Consider the following 17174-nt stretch of genomic DNA (forward strand, 5'->3'; position numbering starts at 1 on the left):
AAATGGCGGTATGCTTGCATCACCCTTGCCTGATGTTATCATCCTCAACCACCACCTCACCCCTCCGGGCCATCTCCTCTATAACCTTTCTGATACCTGTGGCAGTCTTCCTGCTGGTATTTTTGAAGCCAAACATCCTTGAAACCCTTGTTACAACCTCATCCATCTCTGAGGTGGACCTCAGGGCTATCCTCACAGCCTCCTCGATCTCCATGGGGGATATGAGTGAGATGTCAACCCTGCCAGTCCTTCTCCTCACGGTGACCGGCATGGACTCTGTGAGGAGCAGGAAGTCGCCGCTCCGCTTGATGTTACCGTTGTTCTCTGCCATCTCAATTGCAGAGTTTATTATGCTCCTCACCCTTCTACCTGCTCTTCTGAGTCCACATGACTCCCTTATACGCCTTATAACCTCCTCAACATGCACAGGACCCTCCATTGATACTATCTCACTCACAACGGATGATATCACGGGTGTCGGGTTTTTGTAGAGGTCGTCGGGGTTTTTTAACTTATCGGTGCTGTATTCGACGTAACTGGCAACAGCCTCCCCCCTGGATTCATCGGGAAGCTCCACGGGTTCTGCTGCATCCTGCTCTTCCATGGTGGACTCATCTAAATCCTCATCAACCTCAGGGGGTTCAGGGTCATCAACCTCCACCGGAACCCCCACCTCAGTCACATCATGCGCCTCCCTGGATTCCCTGGTTTTCTCAACTATCTCAGAGAGCCCATCTGCAACCTTCCTCTGTGTCTCATCCCTGTTACGGTACCAGTCCGAGGACCAGAGGTGGATGATGTTCCAGCCCAGGTTCCTGAGGATCTCCTCCCTGAGCCTGTCACGGTCCCTTGCAACCTCCGCCCTGCTGTACATCTCACCATCGGTGAGGATCCCTGCAATGTACCTGCCAGGGTCATCGGGGTCCCTAACAGCGAAGTCAACCCTGAAACCGGCGCACCCAACGCCCCGGTCAACCTCGAATCCCTGGTCAACCAGGAACTCATATACCGAATCCTCAAAGAGGCCCTGTGAATTACTGGTGGAATCTGAGTCAAGCACACCTGTCTCTGCGTACCTGAGGAACCTCTTAAGTGCCCTGACACCGAAGGGGGTTCCCGGTCCGGTTTTAAGGTCCGATGCCCTGAAGTTGGTGAACACCACGCACTTCTCACGGGCCCTGGTGATGAGGACGTTAAGCCTCCTCTCACCGCCCTCCTGGTTCAGTGGCCCGAAGTTGAGGGACATTCTCCCGTTCTCATCAAAGCCGTAGCCCACACTGATGAAGATAACGTCCCTCTCATCCCCCTGTATGGTTTCAAGGTTCTTTATGAAGAATGGCTCGTCGGTCTCCTGGTTTATGAGCCGCTCAAGTTCAGGGTTCTCCCTTAACCTCTCCTCAAGGGCCTCGAGGATGGCGTTCATCTGGGCAACAGAGAACGTTCCGACACCGAGACTCCTTGATGTGCCGTACCTCATGAAGTGCTCCTCTATGGCCTCAACAACGGCTGCGGCCTCGAGGGGGTTGGATGAAGTTCTTCCGCGCTCATATACCGTGTCTGGAAGGTACCTGAGGTGGAGTCCCAGTTCCCCATCCTCCCTTGAGGGTGAAGGGTACACCAGGAGCCTGTTGTCATAGAACTCCTGGTTTGACACCGCAATGAGGGACTCGTGCCGGCTCCTGTAGTGCCACCTCAGCATCCTCACAGGGAAGCTCCTCTTGCAGAGGTGTAGTATGCTTTCAATGTCAGCCGCTGTGGCCACGTCCTCAGAGTCCTCCTCTGATGTGAGCATCTGGTCAAAGAAGCTTGTTGGTGGGAGCTGGTTGGTGTCACCCATCACCACAGCGTTCCTGGCCCTGAGAAATGCCCCCAGGGCGTCCTCTGGTTTAACCTGTGATGCCTCGTCGAATATCACCACATCGAACTGGAGTTCGCTGCTCCTGGGGTCAAGGTACTGGGCAATGGAGAGGGGGCTCATCATGAAGCAGGGCTTTATCCTCTTTATAACGCCACCTGCAAGTTTAAGGAGTTTCCTGAGGGGCATGTGCCCCCTCTTACGTGTGAATTCACCGCTGAGGATGCTCTCCTCAGAGTCCGGGGCAGCACCTCCAAAGACAGTGGGCATGTTGCTTGTGAGCTGATGTATGAGCCTCTTCCTGTTGAGCTCGATTATTCTGGAGTCAAGCTCCCTGAACTCCCTTATCCTGGCCTCATGGAGGTCACCAATGAAGGTGTAAAGGGCTGGTATCTCCCTGAAGGCCCTCTCAAGGAGGGCATCTGCAAGGTTACCCTCCATTGCAGGCCTTATATCCTCCATGCTGATTATCCCGGACTCTATGAGTGGTATGAATGCTGCGCCGCGGGTCTTCATGCAGAGCCTCTTCTTCTCAAGGTACTGGGACCAGAGGGGGAGGAGGTTGAGAGCCTCCCTCCAGGCCTTAACCCTTGACCTCCAGGCGCGGAACGGAACCTCCTCTGGTGCTGAGTTGAATATGACATGGGCATGGGTGTTTATCCTTGTCTGGAGCTTTGAAAGTTTATCCTCAAGTTCACTGTGGATTTCGAGGATTTCATGGAATTCAGAGAGAAGTTTATCGCCTTCAAGGCCATCAGAGATGCACTCCAGTGTCCTCTCTGATATGAGGCCCTCACTGTGGAGGTCCCTGAACCTCACTATCCACTCCGCGGTGGCCCTCAGGTCCTGGATGGATGGGTTTTCCGGGTTCCACATTGAACCGAAGAACCTCTCGGCCACCCCACTGTACCTTTCAAGTTCCCCCCTGAGGCTCATGACATCAATCAGGTTCTCAAGGTCCTCCACGACTTCATAGTCATTCTCAGGAGCCCTTCCAACGTAGAGGGCGTCTATCTCATTCCTCACCTTCCTGTACCTGCCGCTCAGGAACTTTATCCTGCTGGATGACTCCTTGAGGTACTCCCTGAGGAGGGCCTCCAGATCCACGCTGTGGACAGATTCATGGAACCTGTCGAGTATCTCCCTCCTGCGGGTGTAGGCCTCGAGTTTATCAAGGAGGGTGAAGGCGTCGGCCCTGTAGCGGTCCCAGATCTCTGATTCAAGGACACCAAGGTCGAATGGACGTGAGTCTGCAACCACAGAGACCACCTCCTCGAGCCTCTCAAGGTCCCCAGCCGTCTTAACAGGCTTGAAGCCGTATCTCTCCTGGAATTCCCTGAGTGCGGCCATCAGTTTATCGGTAACCTTCATCACCGATTCCAGGAGGACCTCCAGTTCCCTCACATCGGAGGGTAGCATCATCCCGGGGTCGGTGCCTGACCAGGGGTTCTCATGGAGGGGTGGGAGGAGTTCTGCGAGTTTTGCAAGGTTCCTCAGTTCCACCAGGGCCTCGTCCCACTCATCGGGGGTTATGGTCTCAGGTGAGGGTATCCTGACGAATGGCAGCTCACCATTGAAGTACCTCTCTGAGCTCTCCTTCATCCCGAATAACTGGAAGGGTGAGAGCTGTATGCTGTACAGTGGCTCATGGAGGGCCCTCCTGTACTCGTTGAGCTCATCGCGCAGTTTCTCAACCCTCCTGAACTCCCTCTCGGCGTCTGGCCTCTCTGCCTCTGCCTCCATGAGGGTTGACTCCAGTTCCTTGAGGACGTCCTTCTTCCTGGCCTTGTGGGAGTGGAGTTCAAGGCAGAATCGTCCGAGGCCTATGGAGTCAAGCCTGCTCTTCACAACCTCGAGGGCCGCCATCTTCTCACTCACAAAGAGCACAGTCTTTCCTGCGGCCATGAGCTCGGCTATGAGGTTAACGATGGTCTGGGATTTCCCTGTCCCAGGGGGCCCCTCAACCACAAGGTTCTTACCCGCCTTCACATCCTCTATAACCGCTATCTGGGATGAGTCGGCGTCAACCACATGGTAGAGGTCCTTGTAGGGGATGCTGTCTATGTCCACCTCCCCGTCGTCTTCATCGATTTCAATGGAGAAGAGGGCCTTAAGGAGGGGGCGTTCAACTATCTCATCCCAGTTTGAGTAGGATGCCGGGTCAAGGTCCATGTACATGAGGAACTTGGTGAATGAGAAGAAACCCAGCTGGATCTCATCGGTGACCCCCCAGCCATCCATGGACTTCACAGCATCCTCAACCCTTCTGAGGTACTCTGAGATCCCTGATGGACCCTGGGGCATTCTGAACTCGGGTAGTTCGATTCCCTCCTCCCTGAGCCTGGCCTGGAGCGACATGTTGGTTATGATCTCGCTGCCATCCCAGCGTAGTGAGAATGATGAGCCAGCCCTTCGCCTCTCAAGGACCACCGGGACGAGAACGAGAGGTGCCCTCCTGATGTCAGGTTCATCTGCGGCCATCCACTCAAGGAAACCCAGGGCGAGGTAGAGTATGTTGTAGCCCTGCTCCTGGATCATCGTCCTGGCCCTCTGGTTGATGTAGAAGAGCCTCCTCTGGAGTTCAGATTCTGTGAGGTCAGTCAGTAGGATGTTCTCATCATCGGGTTTAAGGTCCTCCAGGTCATCACCGGGGTCAGGCTCCTCTTCACTGTCAGGGTCCTCCAGCTCGTTAACGGTATCCCCTTCACCTTCAGTGTCCTCAATGTCGTTACCGGGGTCAGTCTCCTCTTCAGGTTCCCTCCTGGGGGCCAGTTTCATCTTACCCCCATTGAGGACAAGGTAGGTGTATATGTATTCAGGGTCGTGGTTCACAACCTCAACCGTCCTTGACCTTGGCCTGAAGTTCAGGAGCTGGTTTCGCATTGTGAGGTCAAGTAGTTTCTCCCTCAGGTTCTCAAATTCCCTCTCGATGATCTTCCTTGCAGATTTATCCATTCAGATTCTCCCTCAACAGTTATATCCCGCACCGAGGCACTGGGCCCTACATTCAGATTCTATTATAAAGATCATTAGCTGTCTGCACTCATCCCATCAGATCTTCTTCTCCTTGGGTGCTGTGGTGGCGGCAACCCTGTAGAAGACATAGACCAGGACGATGTCAACCACCCATATTATGGCGGCTATTATCTCATCATTCCAGGGTATCGGGTGAAAGAAATCAATGAGGTCCATCACCCTCGTGGCCGAGAAGAGTATCATTGAAACAGCGAATACCCTCAGGAGGAGCGTGGTCTCATTGATGTTGGAGAAGAGCATCCCAAGGGCCGCCTCACCGTATCTCAGGTTGTTGAGGAGTATCCTCGCTGCAAAGTACAGGGTCAGGATGGGTGGTATCATGATGAGCCAGGCAGGGACCATCAGGCATCACCCCCCATGACTGAGGCCAGGAGTCCCGCCGCTACAAGGAGGAAGAGGGCGTTGAGGTTCAGCAGACCCTCAACCACGCACTCTGACTGTCCCCCATGAATGTGAGGCCCACGAGTACCGTGAAGATGGATGCTATGAATATGGACGCAGCTATAATCCTGGACTCCCTCCTCTTAAGGAAGAGCATGGAGACTGCAAGTTCCCTGGACCTCAGCTCCGAGATTATCCTGAGACATGAGACTATTATCATGACCCCCAGGATGAGCCCCGCCACGCGGTTTACAAGAATCAGGATATCCATGTAAAACACCACCAGATATTATGTTAAAGGGAATATTTATTTATTGGGTTCTTCACCTTCAGAATCCCCATCAGCATCATAACAGTTCAATCAGTGGACCCGGAGTTGATGTGTGAGAGGAGGAGGGCCATGTTGATTATATCCTCCCTGTTGTGCTCCACCACGGGTACAAGGGGCCCCGGGTTGCCGGTTGAGAGATAGGTGTGGTAGTAGTCGGGCACATATGCCCCTGGAATGTCAAGGTCCCTCTCCACACCCAGGATGTGACTTTCAACTGTGCAGAGTTTGCAGTCAGGTAGGCTGCCACCCCAGAGGCGCCTTGACACATGGTAGAGGTCAACATGGCACTGCTCCAGCCGGTTACTCAGGTTATGGAACTCTGACCTCCTCCTTATATATGGTATGTCGAAGCTTGCCCCGTTGAATGTTACAAGGACCGAATCTGGTGGGATGTGGTGGAATATCTCAAGGACGGCGGCCTCCATGGAGGGTTCAGGGGCGAGGCGCTGCCTCACATGGATCTTACCATCCTCAATCCAGGCCATACCTGTGAGTATCACGGGTTCGCCCGAGAGCCCGAGGGTTTCGATGTCAAGGAAGGTGAACATCTCACCCTCAAGGAGCCCCAGTGCACCGAGCACCCTCTCATCGGATGCTGAGGCGCTGAGGTAACACCTCAGACTGTACACATCCCCTGACTGGATCATGGAAAGGACCCTGGAGGCCTCATGGCGGTACCTCTCATGTGCAAGGAGGTCTGGAACCGTGAGGTACCCCTCAGACTTCAGCCTCTCCTCGGTGACCGGCCCAACACCCCTGAGGAGCTTGAGGTCAGAGAGGATGTCATCCACTGATTCCCGCACCCTGAACTTCACCCTCCTGGTGAAGGATACCTCAAGTGCCTCTGATCCAGCCGCGGTCACCCTGGATGCCCCGATGGCCTCCTCAAGTTCCATGCCCTCATATTCCCTCATGAGGTTCCATTTGAGTTTCTCAAACATCCAGTATCCCCCATTCAATTCATTCCATTCCTGGCCCTCTCATGGAAGTAATCTGCCATCTCAGCCTCCCCCTGCTCCCTGAGGATGGCCCCCATGAGGTAGCATGCCCCCGCATTTTCTGGCTCATCCTCAAGGATCTCATGCAGCTTCAGCTTGGCATCAGAGAGCCTTCCCTCACTGCAGAGGAGTTCAACCTCTTCCAGGGCGTCAGGGGCCTCCTCACTGCTTTCCTCCCGGGCATCTCCCGAGACCCTGCCCATCAGGTGTTCAAGTATCATCACTGTGGCGTCCCTGTGGAGCGGTGAATTGTCGTTGCCGCATTTTGGTGAGTAGATGCATGACGGGCACCCGTCACTGCAGCCGCAGGATGAGACAAGTTCAAGTGTCGACCTGAGGAGGTCCTCGAAGACCTCAACACCCTTCTCAGCAAGTCCTATGCCACCCTCAAAGCCGTCGTAGATGAACACAGTTGCCTCCTGTGTGTCCTGGTGCCATGGGGTTGACAGTCCCCCTATGTCCATCCTGTCGCAGAGCACATGGAGGGGGAACAGTGCTATGAGCGCGTGTTCAGCCCCGTGGAGTCCGCCCTCAAATGTTTCATCATCCCCGTACTCCCCTTCAACCCTCTCCCTGAGAGTCTCTGGTACCGTGAACCAGAGTGCCCTGGTCCTGAACCTGATGGGTGGAAGTTCAAGGTCCCTCTTACCCAGGACCCTGCTGTAGTTCATGACCCTGTAACCGGTGTAGTGCTCTGTAACCTCAACCTCCCCGAAGTTAACCTCAAGGCTTCCCACCCGCCTCCTTCTGAGTTTCCTGATCACCCTGAGCTCAGTCTCCCTGAGGACCGATGTATGGTACTCCACGTCCCTCCTCTCGACGGTTATCCTCCTATTTTCCAGATCAAAGTCCCGTACGATGTAGGTGTTGCCGTGGTTCATGAGCACCGCACCCTCATGGGCCTCCCTGTAGGCCTGGGACCGGCTCATGGTCTCGAGTGTCCTGCCCTCGCATATCACCGTGAAGGTATCTGATGAGATATCATCCAGGCCATACCTGAAATGGGGGTCGGTGCTGCACACCAGTCCCTCCTGTGAGATTTCAAGTTCGCCCCCGTCGAGCATCTCCCCTGCCACCGCCATGCTGAAGTCGTGGTCCAGGAAGTCGTCGAGGGTGAGGGGTAACTCTGATGCCGCGCAGGCCGTATGGTTCCTTAGTATTAACCTGTTTTCAGGGTTGATTATGGCGTTCTCATGGGGCCTCTCGAAGATGAAGGAGGGGTTCTTCATGATGTACTGGTCCAGGGGGTTCTCAAATGCCACCAGGATAACAAGGGAGTCATTCCTGTTCCTCCCTGCCCTCCCTGCCTGCTGCCAGGTGGATATCATGGTGCCAGGGTACCCTGATATTATGACGGCGTCCAGTGACCCGATGTCTATCCCCAGCTCCAGGGCATTGGTGGTGGTTACTCCCAGGAGCTTCCCGGATCTAAGCCCTGACTCTATCATCCTCCTCTGATCTGCAAGGTAACCCGCCCTGTAGGATGTCACACGGTCAATGAGCTTCCTGTTTTCCCTGTCAAGCTGTTCCCTGGTCCAGCGGGTTACAAGTTCAGCCATCTTCCTTGAAACCGTGAAGCAGAGGGTCTGAACACCCCTCAGAACAAGGTAGGTGAGTATGGATGAGGTTTCAAGGTGCGCCGATGGGTCACCCCTCTTACTGTAGGGGTTGTAGAGTACGAAGTGCCTGGGGCCGGAGGGTGATGTGTCCCCTGAGATAACATGGAAATCCAGGCCAGTCAGTTTAGCTGAGAACTCCTCAGGGTTGGCCAGGGTTGCGCTTGCAAGGATGAACCTTGGATCTGAACCGTAATGCCTGCAGATCCTCCTTAGCCTCCTTATGAGGAGCGCCACACCTGATCCAAAGACACCCCGGTACTGGTGGGCCTCATCTATCACCACGTACCTGAGGTTACTGTAGAACCTCCTCCACTGGTGGTGCCATGGGAGGATACGGTGGAGCTGGTGGGGGTTGGTGAGGACTGCCCGTGAGTTCTCACGTATCCATGGCCTCATCCCCCGGGGGGTGTCCCCATCATAGGTTGCCGGGTTCAGTGTGATTCCAAGCTCAGATTCCAGGTGCCTTAGAACCTTCAGCTGGTCCCTTGAGAGTGCCTTGGCAGGGTAGATGTAGAGGGCCGTTGCACTCCCATCAAGGGTTAGGGTCTCCATTATTGGGAGGTTGAAGGCCAGGGTCTTCCCTGAGGCCGTTGGGGTTGTTATGAGGATGTTCCTGCCCTCCCTTACTGCCTCGAGGGCCTCTGCCTGGTGGCGGTAGAGCCTGATGCCGTTACCCTCAAGGTACTCCCTGATGTTCTCAGGAAGATCCTTGACCTCCGCGTATTCAGCTCTCCTTGCGGGGACCGTCTCAACGTGTTCCACCGCATCCCTGAAGCGCCAGTCCCTGGTGAACCTCTCAAGCACCCTTTTAACCATGTTAATAGAATTGGGGGACGATCCTATTAAATGTTTTTCAGTTCATGGATCCCTCCCCACATGATTCAAAATTAATATATACATGTAAACTCATATTATTTAACAGTGAAGAGGGGAGTGTTAATATCAGGAGAGTAATTGTGATTATCCTTGCACTTGCCATTCTTGCAGTGGCTGGCTGTGTATCAGAGGAATCAGAATACCAGAACCAGAACCTCAGTAATTACTCTGATGTGAGTCCAGAGGATTACATGACCTCAGATACAGGTAATGCCTCGGGAAAAGGCGAATATGATGCCAGTGGAGTCTGCACCTATGTTGTTGATGGGGACACCATCGATGTTTCAGGCACAGGGAGGATACGCCTTGTGGGTGTCAACACCCCTGAGAGGGGGGAGCCTGGCTACAGGGAGGCGAAGGACTTCATGAAATCCATGTGCCTCTCAAGGACCGTGCAGCTCGACATAGACGATGCAAAAAGACATGATAAATACAGGAGGGTCCTCGCCGTGGTCTACGTGGACGGAGTCAACATAAACAGGGAACTCCTCAGGAGGGGATATGCTGAGGTCATGTACATTCCACCATCTGAGTTCAACCCATATGAGTGGACCTGAAATGATAGGGATGGTGTCAGGTACGATGATGCTTAACATTTGAAATTTAGATGCAACCTTTAAATGTAATCTTTGATATAAACATGATGTAACTGAATTAATCGGGAAGGTTTGTTGATGTCAGAGATAGCATTGATTGACCTGTTTGCAGGTGCCGGGGGACTCACCGAGGGTTTTTTAAGAAATGATTATGAATTTGTATCACATGTTGAGATGGATGTGAACGCAATCAGAACACTTGAAACCCGGTGCCTTTACCATTACCTGAAAAGGGATGGTAATTCTGACGATTACAGCGCATATCTAATGAATGAGATAACCCGCGATGAACTCTTTGAGGAACACCCTGAATTCAACAGGGATCTCTACATGAATCTTGAGCTCACAGAGGGAAATAAGAACTGTGTTATAGAATGTATTAAGTCAAAAATGGAAGTTCTTGGATTTGAATCAGTTGATGGTATCATTGGCGGTCCCCCATGCCAGGCCTACTCCTATGCTGGAAGGGCGCGTAAGAATATGACGAATGACAGGAGAAATTATCTCTACCTCATCTACCTCTCATTCCTGAAGGAATTTCGACCTGAATTCTTTGTCTTTGAAAATGTCCCCGGAATGATTTCAGCAAAGAAGGGTTTAATTTTATCTGATTTTCAGGAAAAGGTCATCAATCTCGGTTACAATCTTGATGTCAAAATTCGTGATGCCTCGGATTTCGGCGTTCCGCAGCGAAGAAAAAGGCTCATAGTTATAGGACATCGTCTGGAAATGGATGGTGAAATAAATTTTGAAAAACACAGATACAGTGGCAATGTATGGGATTTACTATCAGATCTGCCCCCTCTTGAACCCGGAGAAGGTTACGATGGACCGCAGCATTATGCAGGAAAGCCTGCACAGCCTCTGAAAGAATCAGGTATAAGGACAGATGGGGATATGCTGCTCCATCATCAGGCGAGGAATCATAACTCAAGAGATCGTGAAATTTACAGAAGAGTGATTGAGGCATGGGAATCTGAAAGAAGAAGACTGAAATACACTGAGCTTCCGCCGGAACTCAGGACTCACAGGAACACCAGCTCATTTCTTGACCGCTACAAGGTCGTTGCAGGTGACCTTCCATTTTCACATACACTTGTTGCTCACATATCCAAGGACGGACACTACTACATCCATCCTGACAGAAAACAGGCCCGTTCTCTGACCGTAAGGGAGGCTGCGAGGATTCAGTCATTTCCTGACAGTTACATATTCGAGGGGTCCCGGACATCGAAGTATCAGCAGATAGGAAACGCTGTGCCACCATTAATGTCAGAGAGGATTGCCCGCAGGATCCATGAAATATTAAGGGGGGTCTCTGATCTCTGAAAAAACCCGGCTCATTGATATCCATGCTAAAATCTGTGATTGGGGAAAAAGCAATTTAAGAAAATTTCCCTGGCGTGAACGAAATGATGATTATGGAATCCTCCTGGCTGAAATAATGCTTCACAGAACACGTGCGGAGCAGGTTCTTGAGATCTATGAAGACTTTGTTGAAAGATTTCCGGATTTTAAGTCTGTGTGCAAGGCAGAACCTGAAGCCATAGAAAATGAACTCTCATCACTTGGTCTCAGATGGAGAGCCAGAAATCTCCATAAACTCTCATGTGAGATCGAACGCAGATACGGTAGCGTGGTTCCAAGAAACAAGGAGGAACTGCTTGAACTTCCAGGTGTAGGGAATTACATTTCATCAGCGTTTTTATGTTTTTCAGAGAACATTCCCGAACCTCTGCTGGATACAAACACCGTAAGAATCATCGGTAGATTATTCAACCTTGAAATTAGCGATTCATCCCGCAGAAAAAAGGATTTTGAAACACTAATGAGGAGGCTTCTTGAATTTGGTGACTGCAGGCATTTTTCATTTTCCATGATTGACCTCGCAGAGGCTGTGTGCAGACCTTCCAGTCCACTCTGCCATGAATGTCCCCTGAAACTTTCATGCAGCTTTTACAGGAGATCCCATGATGAGACAGATAATGATTGAAGAAATAATAAAGGAGGTTCTTGGACCGCGCGATGGTCCTCAGGAACTTCTGAAGAGTGACCCCTACGATGAATACATAACAGGTGTTATTATTCCAGAAGAATGGAATCCTGTTATGGAAACTGGCCCCACTGACCCTGATTCTGAAGGCGTTAATGATGGCATGAATTCATCAGAAGAAGACGATCTTTCGGATAACGAAGTATCACCGTCCTCGGAACCATTTATCAGACCCCGATCATTTGGCATGTCATTCATGGTGCCCTCAAACACAGATAAAATGGATGTGTGTGTTACGTGGGGCAGATACACAAAGGACGAAGACAGAAAAATGTGGAGAAGAGAAAGCCATTTCCGCATCAAAAAGATTTCACTTGAAGGTGACAGCACCCATGAATGCATCTATGAAGGGAATGACGGTCGCATAATGATCAGTGTTATGGTCCGCGACTACGGAAACTCCGAAAAGAATGTGAGGGTGATTCTTGTAAACAAACTTCATACCACCAGAAATGCTTACAGGCCGGAAACAGCATCCTGTATTTTTCAGCCAAGCATCCGCGTTAATGTGAATGGGTGCCCGGAGGCTGCGGCTCATGCCGAAGATTACAAGAATGAGATGAATTTCATCTACAGAAACAGAAAAATTGATGTTATGGGAATTCAATGTTCAGCCGTATCAAAATCCTGTGAATATTCACAGCACATCAATGAAAGCGTTATATGGTCTGATGGTGTTGAGCTGGCTGAAAAGTTCCCTGAAATTCAAAATTTCAGAAAACCAGATTTCAGGACAGAATTTGTACCCCTCTATTCTATCCCAATACCATCCTTTGATATAGAGAATGTTGGTGAACTATCCGCAACGGAACTTTCAGAGGCATGGGATCCAGCTTCACTTTCAGAAATCATAACTCCGCTCATAGATTCATATGAAGAATGGATAGAATCCAACAGAGAAGAATATCTGTCCATGGATGATGAAAAGAAAAAATTTGCATCAGATATAATTGAAAGACAGGAACATGCACTGCAAAGAATCAAAAAAGGATTGGAAATTCTCATAGACCATGATGAAGCAAGACTGGCCTTCTGTTTTGCAAATAAGGTTATATCACTTCAGCATAAATGGGCTGATAGAGACGATGATTTCCTATGGAGACCTTTCCAGATTGCATTTTTCCTCATGAACATCGAAGCGATATTCAATCCACAATCTGAAGATCGTGATGTGCTGGATCTCCTGTGGATACCAACAGGAGGCGGGAAGACAGAAGCTTATCTTGCTATCATGGCCTTCACAATCTCACTTCGCCGTCTCAGAGGTTCTCTGGGTTCAGGAGACACTGGCATATACTATGGGACAGCAGTTATATCAAGATACACCCTGCGACTCCTCACAGTACAGCAGTTCAGAAGAACACTTAGAATGATAACTGCGGCGGAGTATCTTAGAGTTTTTGTGTGCAGGGATGGTCTTCGTGGGTGGAGACCATCTGCCTGTGATATCAAAAAGGACTGGCTTTATGGATCTGTCAGGTTTTCGGCGGGCCTCTGGGTTGGTGGAGGTGTATCCCCACTTCATCTCAGAAAAAGAAATACAGGGGCCATGGACATACTGTTATCCTCTGATGAGAACAGATCTGAAAGTGAGCCAGCACAGGTCATCAAGTGTCCCGCCTGCAATGCTTGGTTGAGCCTTCCCTCATCTTCAGATGCTTCACTACCTGCCCATGATAACACGATAATCATCGTTGTCAGAAAAAAGAAAGATGATGTGATTTTCGAACCTTCAAAAATCAGGGAGATGTTTCCCGAAATTGTGGATATTATAAGTTCCAGAGAAAACCTCAGGGAAGATCACGAAACACTCACCATAAAATTTTATGAAGGGGATGTTGATCTCTTCCGGATATCCGAAATCATGGAATGCATCGGAAAGTACTTTGAATTCTCTTCACTGAGCTGGCGTAGACCCGGATACTTTGGAAGCTCCTATGATGAAGGCAGAAAAAAAAGAAGATACTCTGACTTTGAAATATGGTGCCCCAACCCTGAATGTCCTCTTAATACAGGAGTTGAATGGATGGAGGGCATTCCCTCAGATGAAAAAGCAGAGTTCCCTGACGGGAACACCTTAAGGAGGTTTGAGGGTCCATTTAAAGAGAACCGGAGAATTCCAGTTCCCGCATACACAGTCGATGAGCAGGTTTATGCAAGATGCCCCACGGTTATCATAAGCACGGCAGATAAGATTGCAAGGCTATCCTTTGAACCAAGGGCAGCTGCAATCTTCGGGAATGTTGATAAATTCAACAGATTTTACGGTTATCACAGAGATGGACTGTATCCTGAAGAGGCTACAGAAAGGAGTAAAAAATATGATACTGCTGTTGACAGGTTTCTGCCTCCCGAACTGATAATCCAAGACGAACTTCACCTCCTAGACGGTCCTCTTGGAAGCATGTTTGGGATCTATGAGGCAGTCGTGGAGTCACTGCTGTGCAGTGGAGGGGTGAGACCAAAATACCTTGCATCCACTGCAACGATAAACAATGCAGGTGACCAGACAAAACTTCTCTTTGGAAGGGATCTGTTCCAGTTCCCCCCAAATGGTCTTGAAATAGAGGACTCATTTTTCGTTAAGGAGGATGATCCCGCCAGCGCATGGGATGAAAAAAAGGGGGGCAGACTTTACATGGGAATCGCAGCACCTGGAAGAGGTCCAATAACACCCCAGATAAGGCTATGGGCCCGTGTTCTCAAAACATCTGCAGAAAACACAGATGATGAGGCCATCAGATATTACTGGACAGTTGTGGGGTACTACAATTCAATAAGGGAACTGGGAGGGGCAATTGCATTTTACAGGGAGGACGTCGTGGAAAGGTTGAAGGAGATTTCAGGTGATGATCCCCGTGATATAGGGCCCGATCCCCTTGAACTTTCAAGCAGGATTGATTCAACTGCTCTGCCACTTGTACTGGACGGAATAGAACGTGATGGGGAACAGGAAGGAACTCCTGAGTATGATGCCATATTCACAACTTCAATGTTCGGTACCGGTGTTGACGTGCCCCATCTATCCCTCATGATTGTCAACGGTCAGCCGAAGACAACCGGATCCTACATACAGGCAACTGGAAGAATAGGACGAAAATATGGCGGTCTTGTTCTGACATTTCTGAATGCTGCAAGACCACGTGACATGAATCACTATGAGATGTTCATGAAGTATCATGCAAGGATTCATGAAAATGTTGAACCCGTGTCCGTTTCACCGTATTCAGAGGGAGCCATGAGCAGGGCCCTTGGACCCGCAGCAGTCGCATTTCTCAGGAATATGCCATTATCCGCCGCCAGCTGGACAGAAAACAAGGAAGGTGACATAATACTTTCTGAAAAAGCCTCTGAAGACATTCAGAAACTCATTGAATCCATGGTGAAACGTGCTGAGAAAATATTTAAAGACAAGACGGAGTCCTCGATCATTAAAACTTCTCTTGAGGAGTGCATGAAGCGGTGGAAAGCTGTTGCCAACGAATCCGATGAACTCCATTTTTCGGAATACACGCAATTTAAAAGACCAGAACATGACGTGGTTCTAGCAACTCCAGCACATGAATATGAAAAACTCAAAACAGTTTTCAGGAATGCCCCGAATTCACTGCGGGATATTGAAGAAACAACAGGTTTTAGGGTGTGAAAATGAGTCATGATGTGCAGCATCTGAGGAGATCCCAGTTCATATTTACCTATGGACCCGGAGCCATACTGGAGGGAAAAAATGGACCCCGGATAATCCCTTCCCTGAATCAGGGATTGAAAGAGTATTTTACCATTGAAAATCTTGAGAAATTTGAGGTGAGCGACATCAGGCTTTCTGAGTTTCTCAAGAAAAATGAAGATAAGTTCCTTAAGAAAAATGAAAAGAATTATAGGGTAAGGCTATTTTCGATCCCTAGCAACGCAGCCCTTAACCTTGATGAAAGCAAGTACATCTACGAGACATATCCATTTCCATGCTGGAAAATATGTTATGGAAAAGGTGGGAAAAGAGATCATCTTCCAATTCTGTACTTGGATGAAAAAAGAAAAAGTGGGAAAGGAAAAAAAGGATGTCCCATCTGCGGATCAGATAAGGCTTCAGCAACACGATTTGTTGCCGCATGTCCTGATGGACATCTTGATGAGGTGCCCTGGCACTATCTTGTTCACAGTAAAAGGACTGGCTGCAATTCGCGGTATTTTTACTGGAAAATTGAGGGACCATCCATTGCAGACATAAAAGTTGAATGCCCAAAATGTAGACAGTCATCATCCCTGAGTGATATTTACAGAAGAAAATTCCGATGCACCGGCAAATTTCCTGAAAATGGAGAGGGGAATCGTGGAAGTGAAATATGTGAACTTGAAATGAAAACTATTCAGAGACAGTCAACCTCACTTAGGATACCTGTAACACTGACCCTCGTGAAAATTCCCTATAAAAACAAACTGGATGAAATACTGGAAGATTCTGAATTTAGATTTAAGCTAAGCGGTATCATAGAGATCAATGAAAATAAGGAGAAACTAATTTCATATATCAGAAAAAATTATGAAGAATATCATGATGTTATTGTAAATTTCATTCAAGAAAGGGGATACAGCAAATTCTGTGAATATGTGTTGAATTTCGCCGAAAGTAAAACAGAAGATCCTCTTGCAGATGAATTTCAGGCCCTCAGAGAAATGCAGAGTTCTAAAATTCTATCAATGGGAAAACCTGTGAATTTTTCAGTTAATTCTCAGCTTTCTCTTAAAATTATTCCTGTCAGAAAATTGAAGCTCACAACAGTTCAAATAGGTTACTTCAGGAGTCCCTATCTCAAAAAAAATGAAAATTCAGAGGTGCTGCAACCAAGAATTGTAAGAACAGGTGCACGGGATGCACTGTCAGGAACATGGTGGTATCCTGCATTTGAGAGCGCGGGTGAGGGTTTGTTCATAACGGCTGATGTAAGTACAGGTGACCTTTCATCTCCAGATGTGCTGCAGGAGTGGAATGAAAAAAATCTGATTCATGATGAAATTCTGAGAAAAAATAGAAGGGTGACACCTGAATTTGTATGGTGGCACACACTTTCACATGCTCTTATAAGGGCCGTCTCACTGTATTCTGGCTATGCATCAGCCTCGATAAGGGAGAGGGTCTACTCAGACGGGTCTCATGGAGGCATTCTCCTCTATTCATCATCCATTGGAGATGAGTGCAGTATGGGGGGCCTCTCAGGATGTGCTTCGGAATCCAGATTTGATGAGATATGGAAAATAGCAATGAAAGATCTTGAATTCTGCTCCAACGATCCAATATGCCATCAGAACAGAATTTCAGAGAGAAATTACAATGGTTCAGCATGTCACAGTTGTTTAATGATCTCCGAGACATCCTGTGAACACAGAAACAGGTGGCTGGACAGACATCTGGTTCTCGGAGATTGACATAA

Annotated in this window: 10 protein-coding genes; 5 read left to right on the plus strand and 5 right to left on the minus strand. The window is 49.3% G+C overall.

Annotated features, from left to right (window positions below; genetic code table 11):
* Positions 1-19: 19 nt before the first annotated feature.
* From AB9H23_RS03015 to AB9H23_RS03035, 5 genes are all read right to left on the minus strand, one after another.
* Positions 20-4810 carry a DUF3320 domain-containing protein gene (locus AB9H23_RS03015; RefSeq protein WP_370005486.1) on the minus strand — a complete coding sequence of 1597 codons (4791 nt, stop codon included), beginning with the start codon at positions 4808-4810 and terminating at the stop codon, positions 20-22.
* Positions 4811-4906: 96 nt separating this feature from the next.
* The gene (locus tag AB9H23_RS03020; RefSeq protein ID WP_370005488.1) at positions 4907-5233 is read right to left on the minus strand and encodes a hypothetical protein; all 327 of its coding nucleotides are present in this window, start codon (positions 5231-5233) and stop codon (positions 4907-4909) included.
* 67 nt (positions 5234-5300) lie between these two features.
* The gene (locus tag AB9H23_RS03025) at positions 5301-5543 is read right to left on the minus strand and encodes a hypothetical protein (protein ID WP_370005490.1); all 243 of its coding nucleotides are present in this window, start codon (positions 5541-5543) and stop codon (positions 5301-5303) included.
* 86 nt (positions 5544-5629) lie between these two features.
* On the minus strand, positions 5630-6544 hold the full coding sequence (locus AB9H23_RS03030) for a ribonuclease H-like domain-containing protein (protein ID WP_370005492.1): 915 nt from the start codon (positions 6542-6544) through the stop codon (positions 5630-5632).
* A 14-nt stretch (positions 6545-6558) separates the two neighbouring features.
* Positions 6559-9024 carry a DEAD/DEAH box helicase gene (locus tag AB9H23_RS03035; protein WP_370005493.1) on the minus strand — a complete coding sequence of 822 codons (2466 nt, stop codon included), beginning with the start codon at positions 9022-9024 and terminating at the stop codon, positions 6559-6561.
* 263 nt (positions 9025-9287) lie between these two features.
* On the opposite strand from AB9H23_RS03035, the gene AB9H23_RS03040 reads away from it, so the two are divergent.
* The 5 genes from AB9H23_RS03040 (at position 9288) to drmB (ending at position 17169) form a co-directional block, all read left to right on the plus strand.
* Positions 9288-9653, plus strand: coding sequence for a thermonuclease family protein (locus AB9H23_RS03040; protein ID WP_370005922.1), 366 nt, complete (start codon positions 9288-9290; stop codon positions 9651-9653).
* A gap of 117 nt (positions 9654-9770) precedes the next feature.
* Positions 9771-11021 carry a DNA cytosine methyltransferase gene (locus AB9H23_RS03045; protein WP_370005495.1) on the plus strand — a complete coding sequence of 417 codons (1251 nt, stop codon included), beginning with the start codon at positions 9771-9773 and terminating at the stop codon, positions 11019-11021.
* A gap of 115 nt (positions 11022-11136) precedes the next feature.
* On the plus strand, positions 11137-11685 hold the full coding sequence (locus AB9H23_RS03050; protein ID WP_370005497.1) for a DNA glycosylase: 549 nt from the start codon (positions 11137-11139) through the stop codon (positions 11683-11685).
* Positions 11663-15391, plus strand: coding sequence for a DISARM system helicase DrmA (gene drmA / locus AB9H23_RS03055; RefSeq protein ID WP_370005499.1), 3729 nt, complete (start codon positions 11663-11665; stop codon positions 15389-15391). Before AB9H23_RS03050 ends, drmA begins: the two co-directional genes overlap by 23 nt.
* A 2-nt stretch (positions 15392-15393) precedes the next feature.
* The gene (gene drmB / locus AB9H23_RS03060) at positions 15394-17169 is read left to right on the plus strand and encodes a DrmB family protein (protein WP_370005501.1); all 1776 of its coding nucleotides are present in this window, start codon (positions 15394-15396) and stop codon (positions 17167-17169) included.
* The last annotated feature ends 5 nt before the right edge of the window (positions 17170-17174 follow it).

The sequence above is a fragment of the Methanothermobacter sp. KEPCO 2 genome (genome assembly GCF_041228365.1).
Lineage (GTDB): Archaea > Methanobacteriota > Methanobacteria > Methanobacteriales > Methanothermobacteraceae > Methanothermobacter > Methanothermobacter marburgensis.

Bases quoted from the DNA above. Each gene is read 5' to 3' on its own strand.
- drmB (WP_370005501.1), top strand. From the start codon at position 15,394: ATGAGTCATGATGTGCAGCATCTGAGGAGATCCCAGTTCATATTTACC.
- drmA (WP_370005499.1), top strand. From the start codon at position 11,663: ATGATGAGACAGATAATGATTGAAGAAATAATAAAGGAGGTTCTTGGA.
- AB9H23_RS03045 (WP_370005495.1), top strand. From the start codon at position 9,771: ATGTCAGAGATAGCATTGATTGACCTGTTTGCAGGTGCCGGGGGACTC.
- AB9H23_RS03040 (WP_370005922.1), top strand. From the start codon at position 9,288: ATGACCTCAGATACAGGTAATGCCTCGGGAAAAGGCGAATATGATGCC.
- AB9H23_RS03030 (WP_370005492.1), bottom strand. From the start codon at position 6,544: ATGTTTGAGAAACTCAAATGGAACCTCATGAGGGAATATGAGGGCATG.
- AB9H23_RS03050 (WP_370005497.1), top strand. From the start codon at position 11,137: ATGCTTCACAGAACACGTGCGGAGCAGGTTCTTGAGATCTATGAAGAC.
- AB9H23_RS03020 (WP_370005488.1), bottom strand. From the start codon at position 5,233: ATGGTCCCTGCCTGGCTCATCATGATACCACCCATCCTGACCCTGTAC.
- AB9H23_RS03025 (WP_370005490.1), bottom strand. From the start codon at position 5,543: ATGGATATCCTGATTCTTGTAAACCGCGTGGCGGGGCTCATCCTGGGG.
- AB9H23_RS03015 (WP_370005486.1), bottom strand. From the start codon at position 4,810: ATGGATAAATCTGCAAGGAAGATCATCGAGAGGGAATTTGAGAACCTG.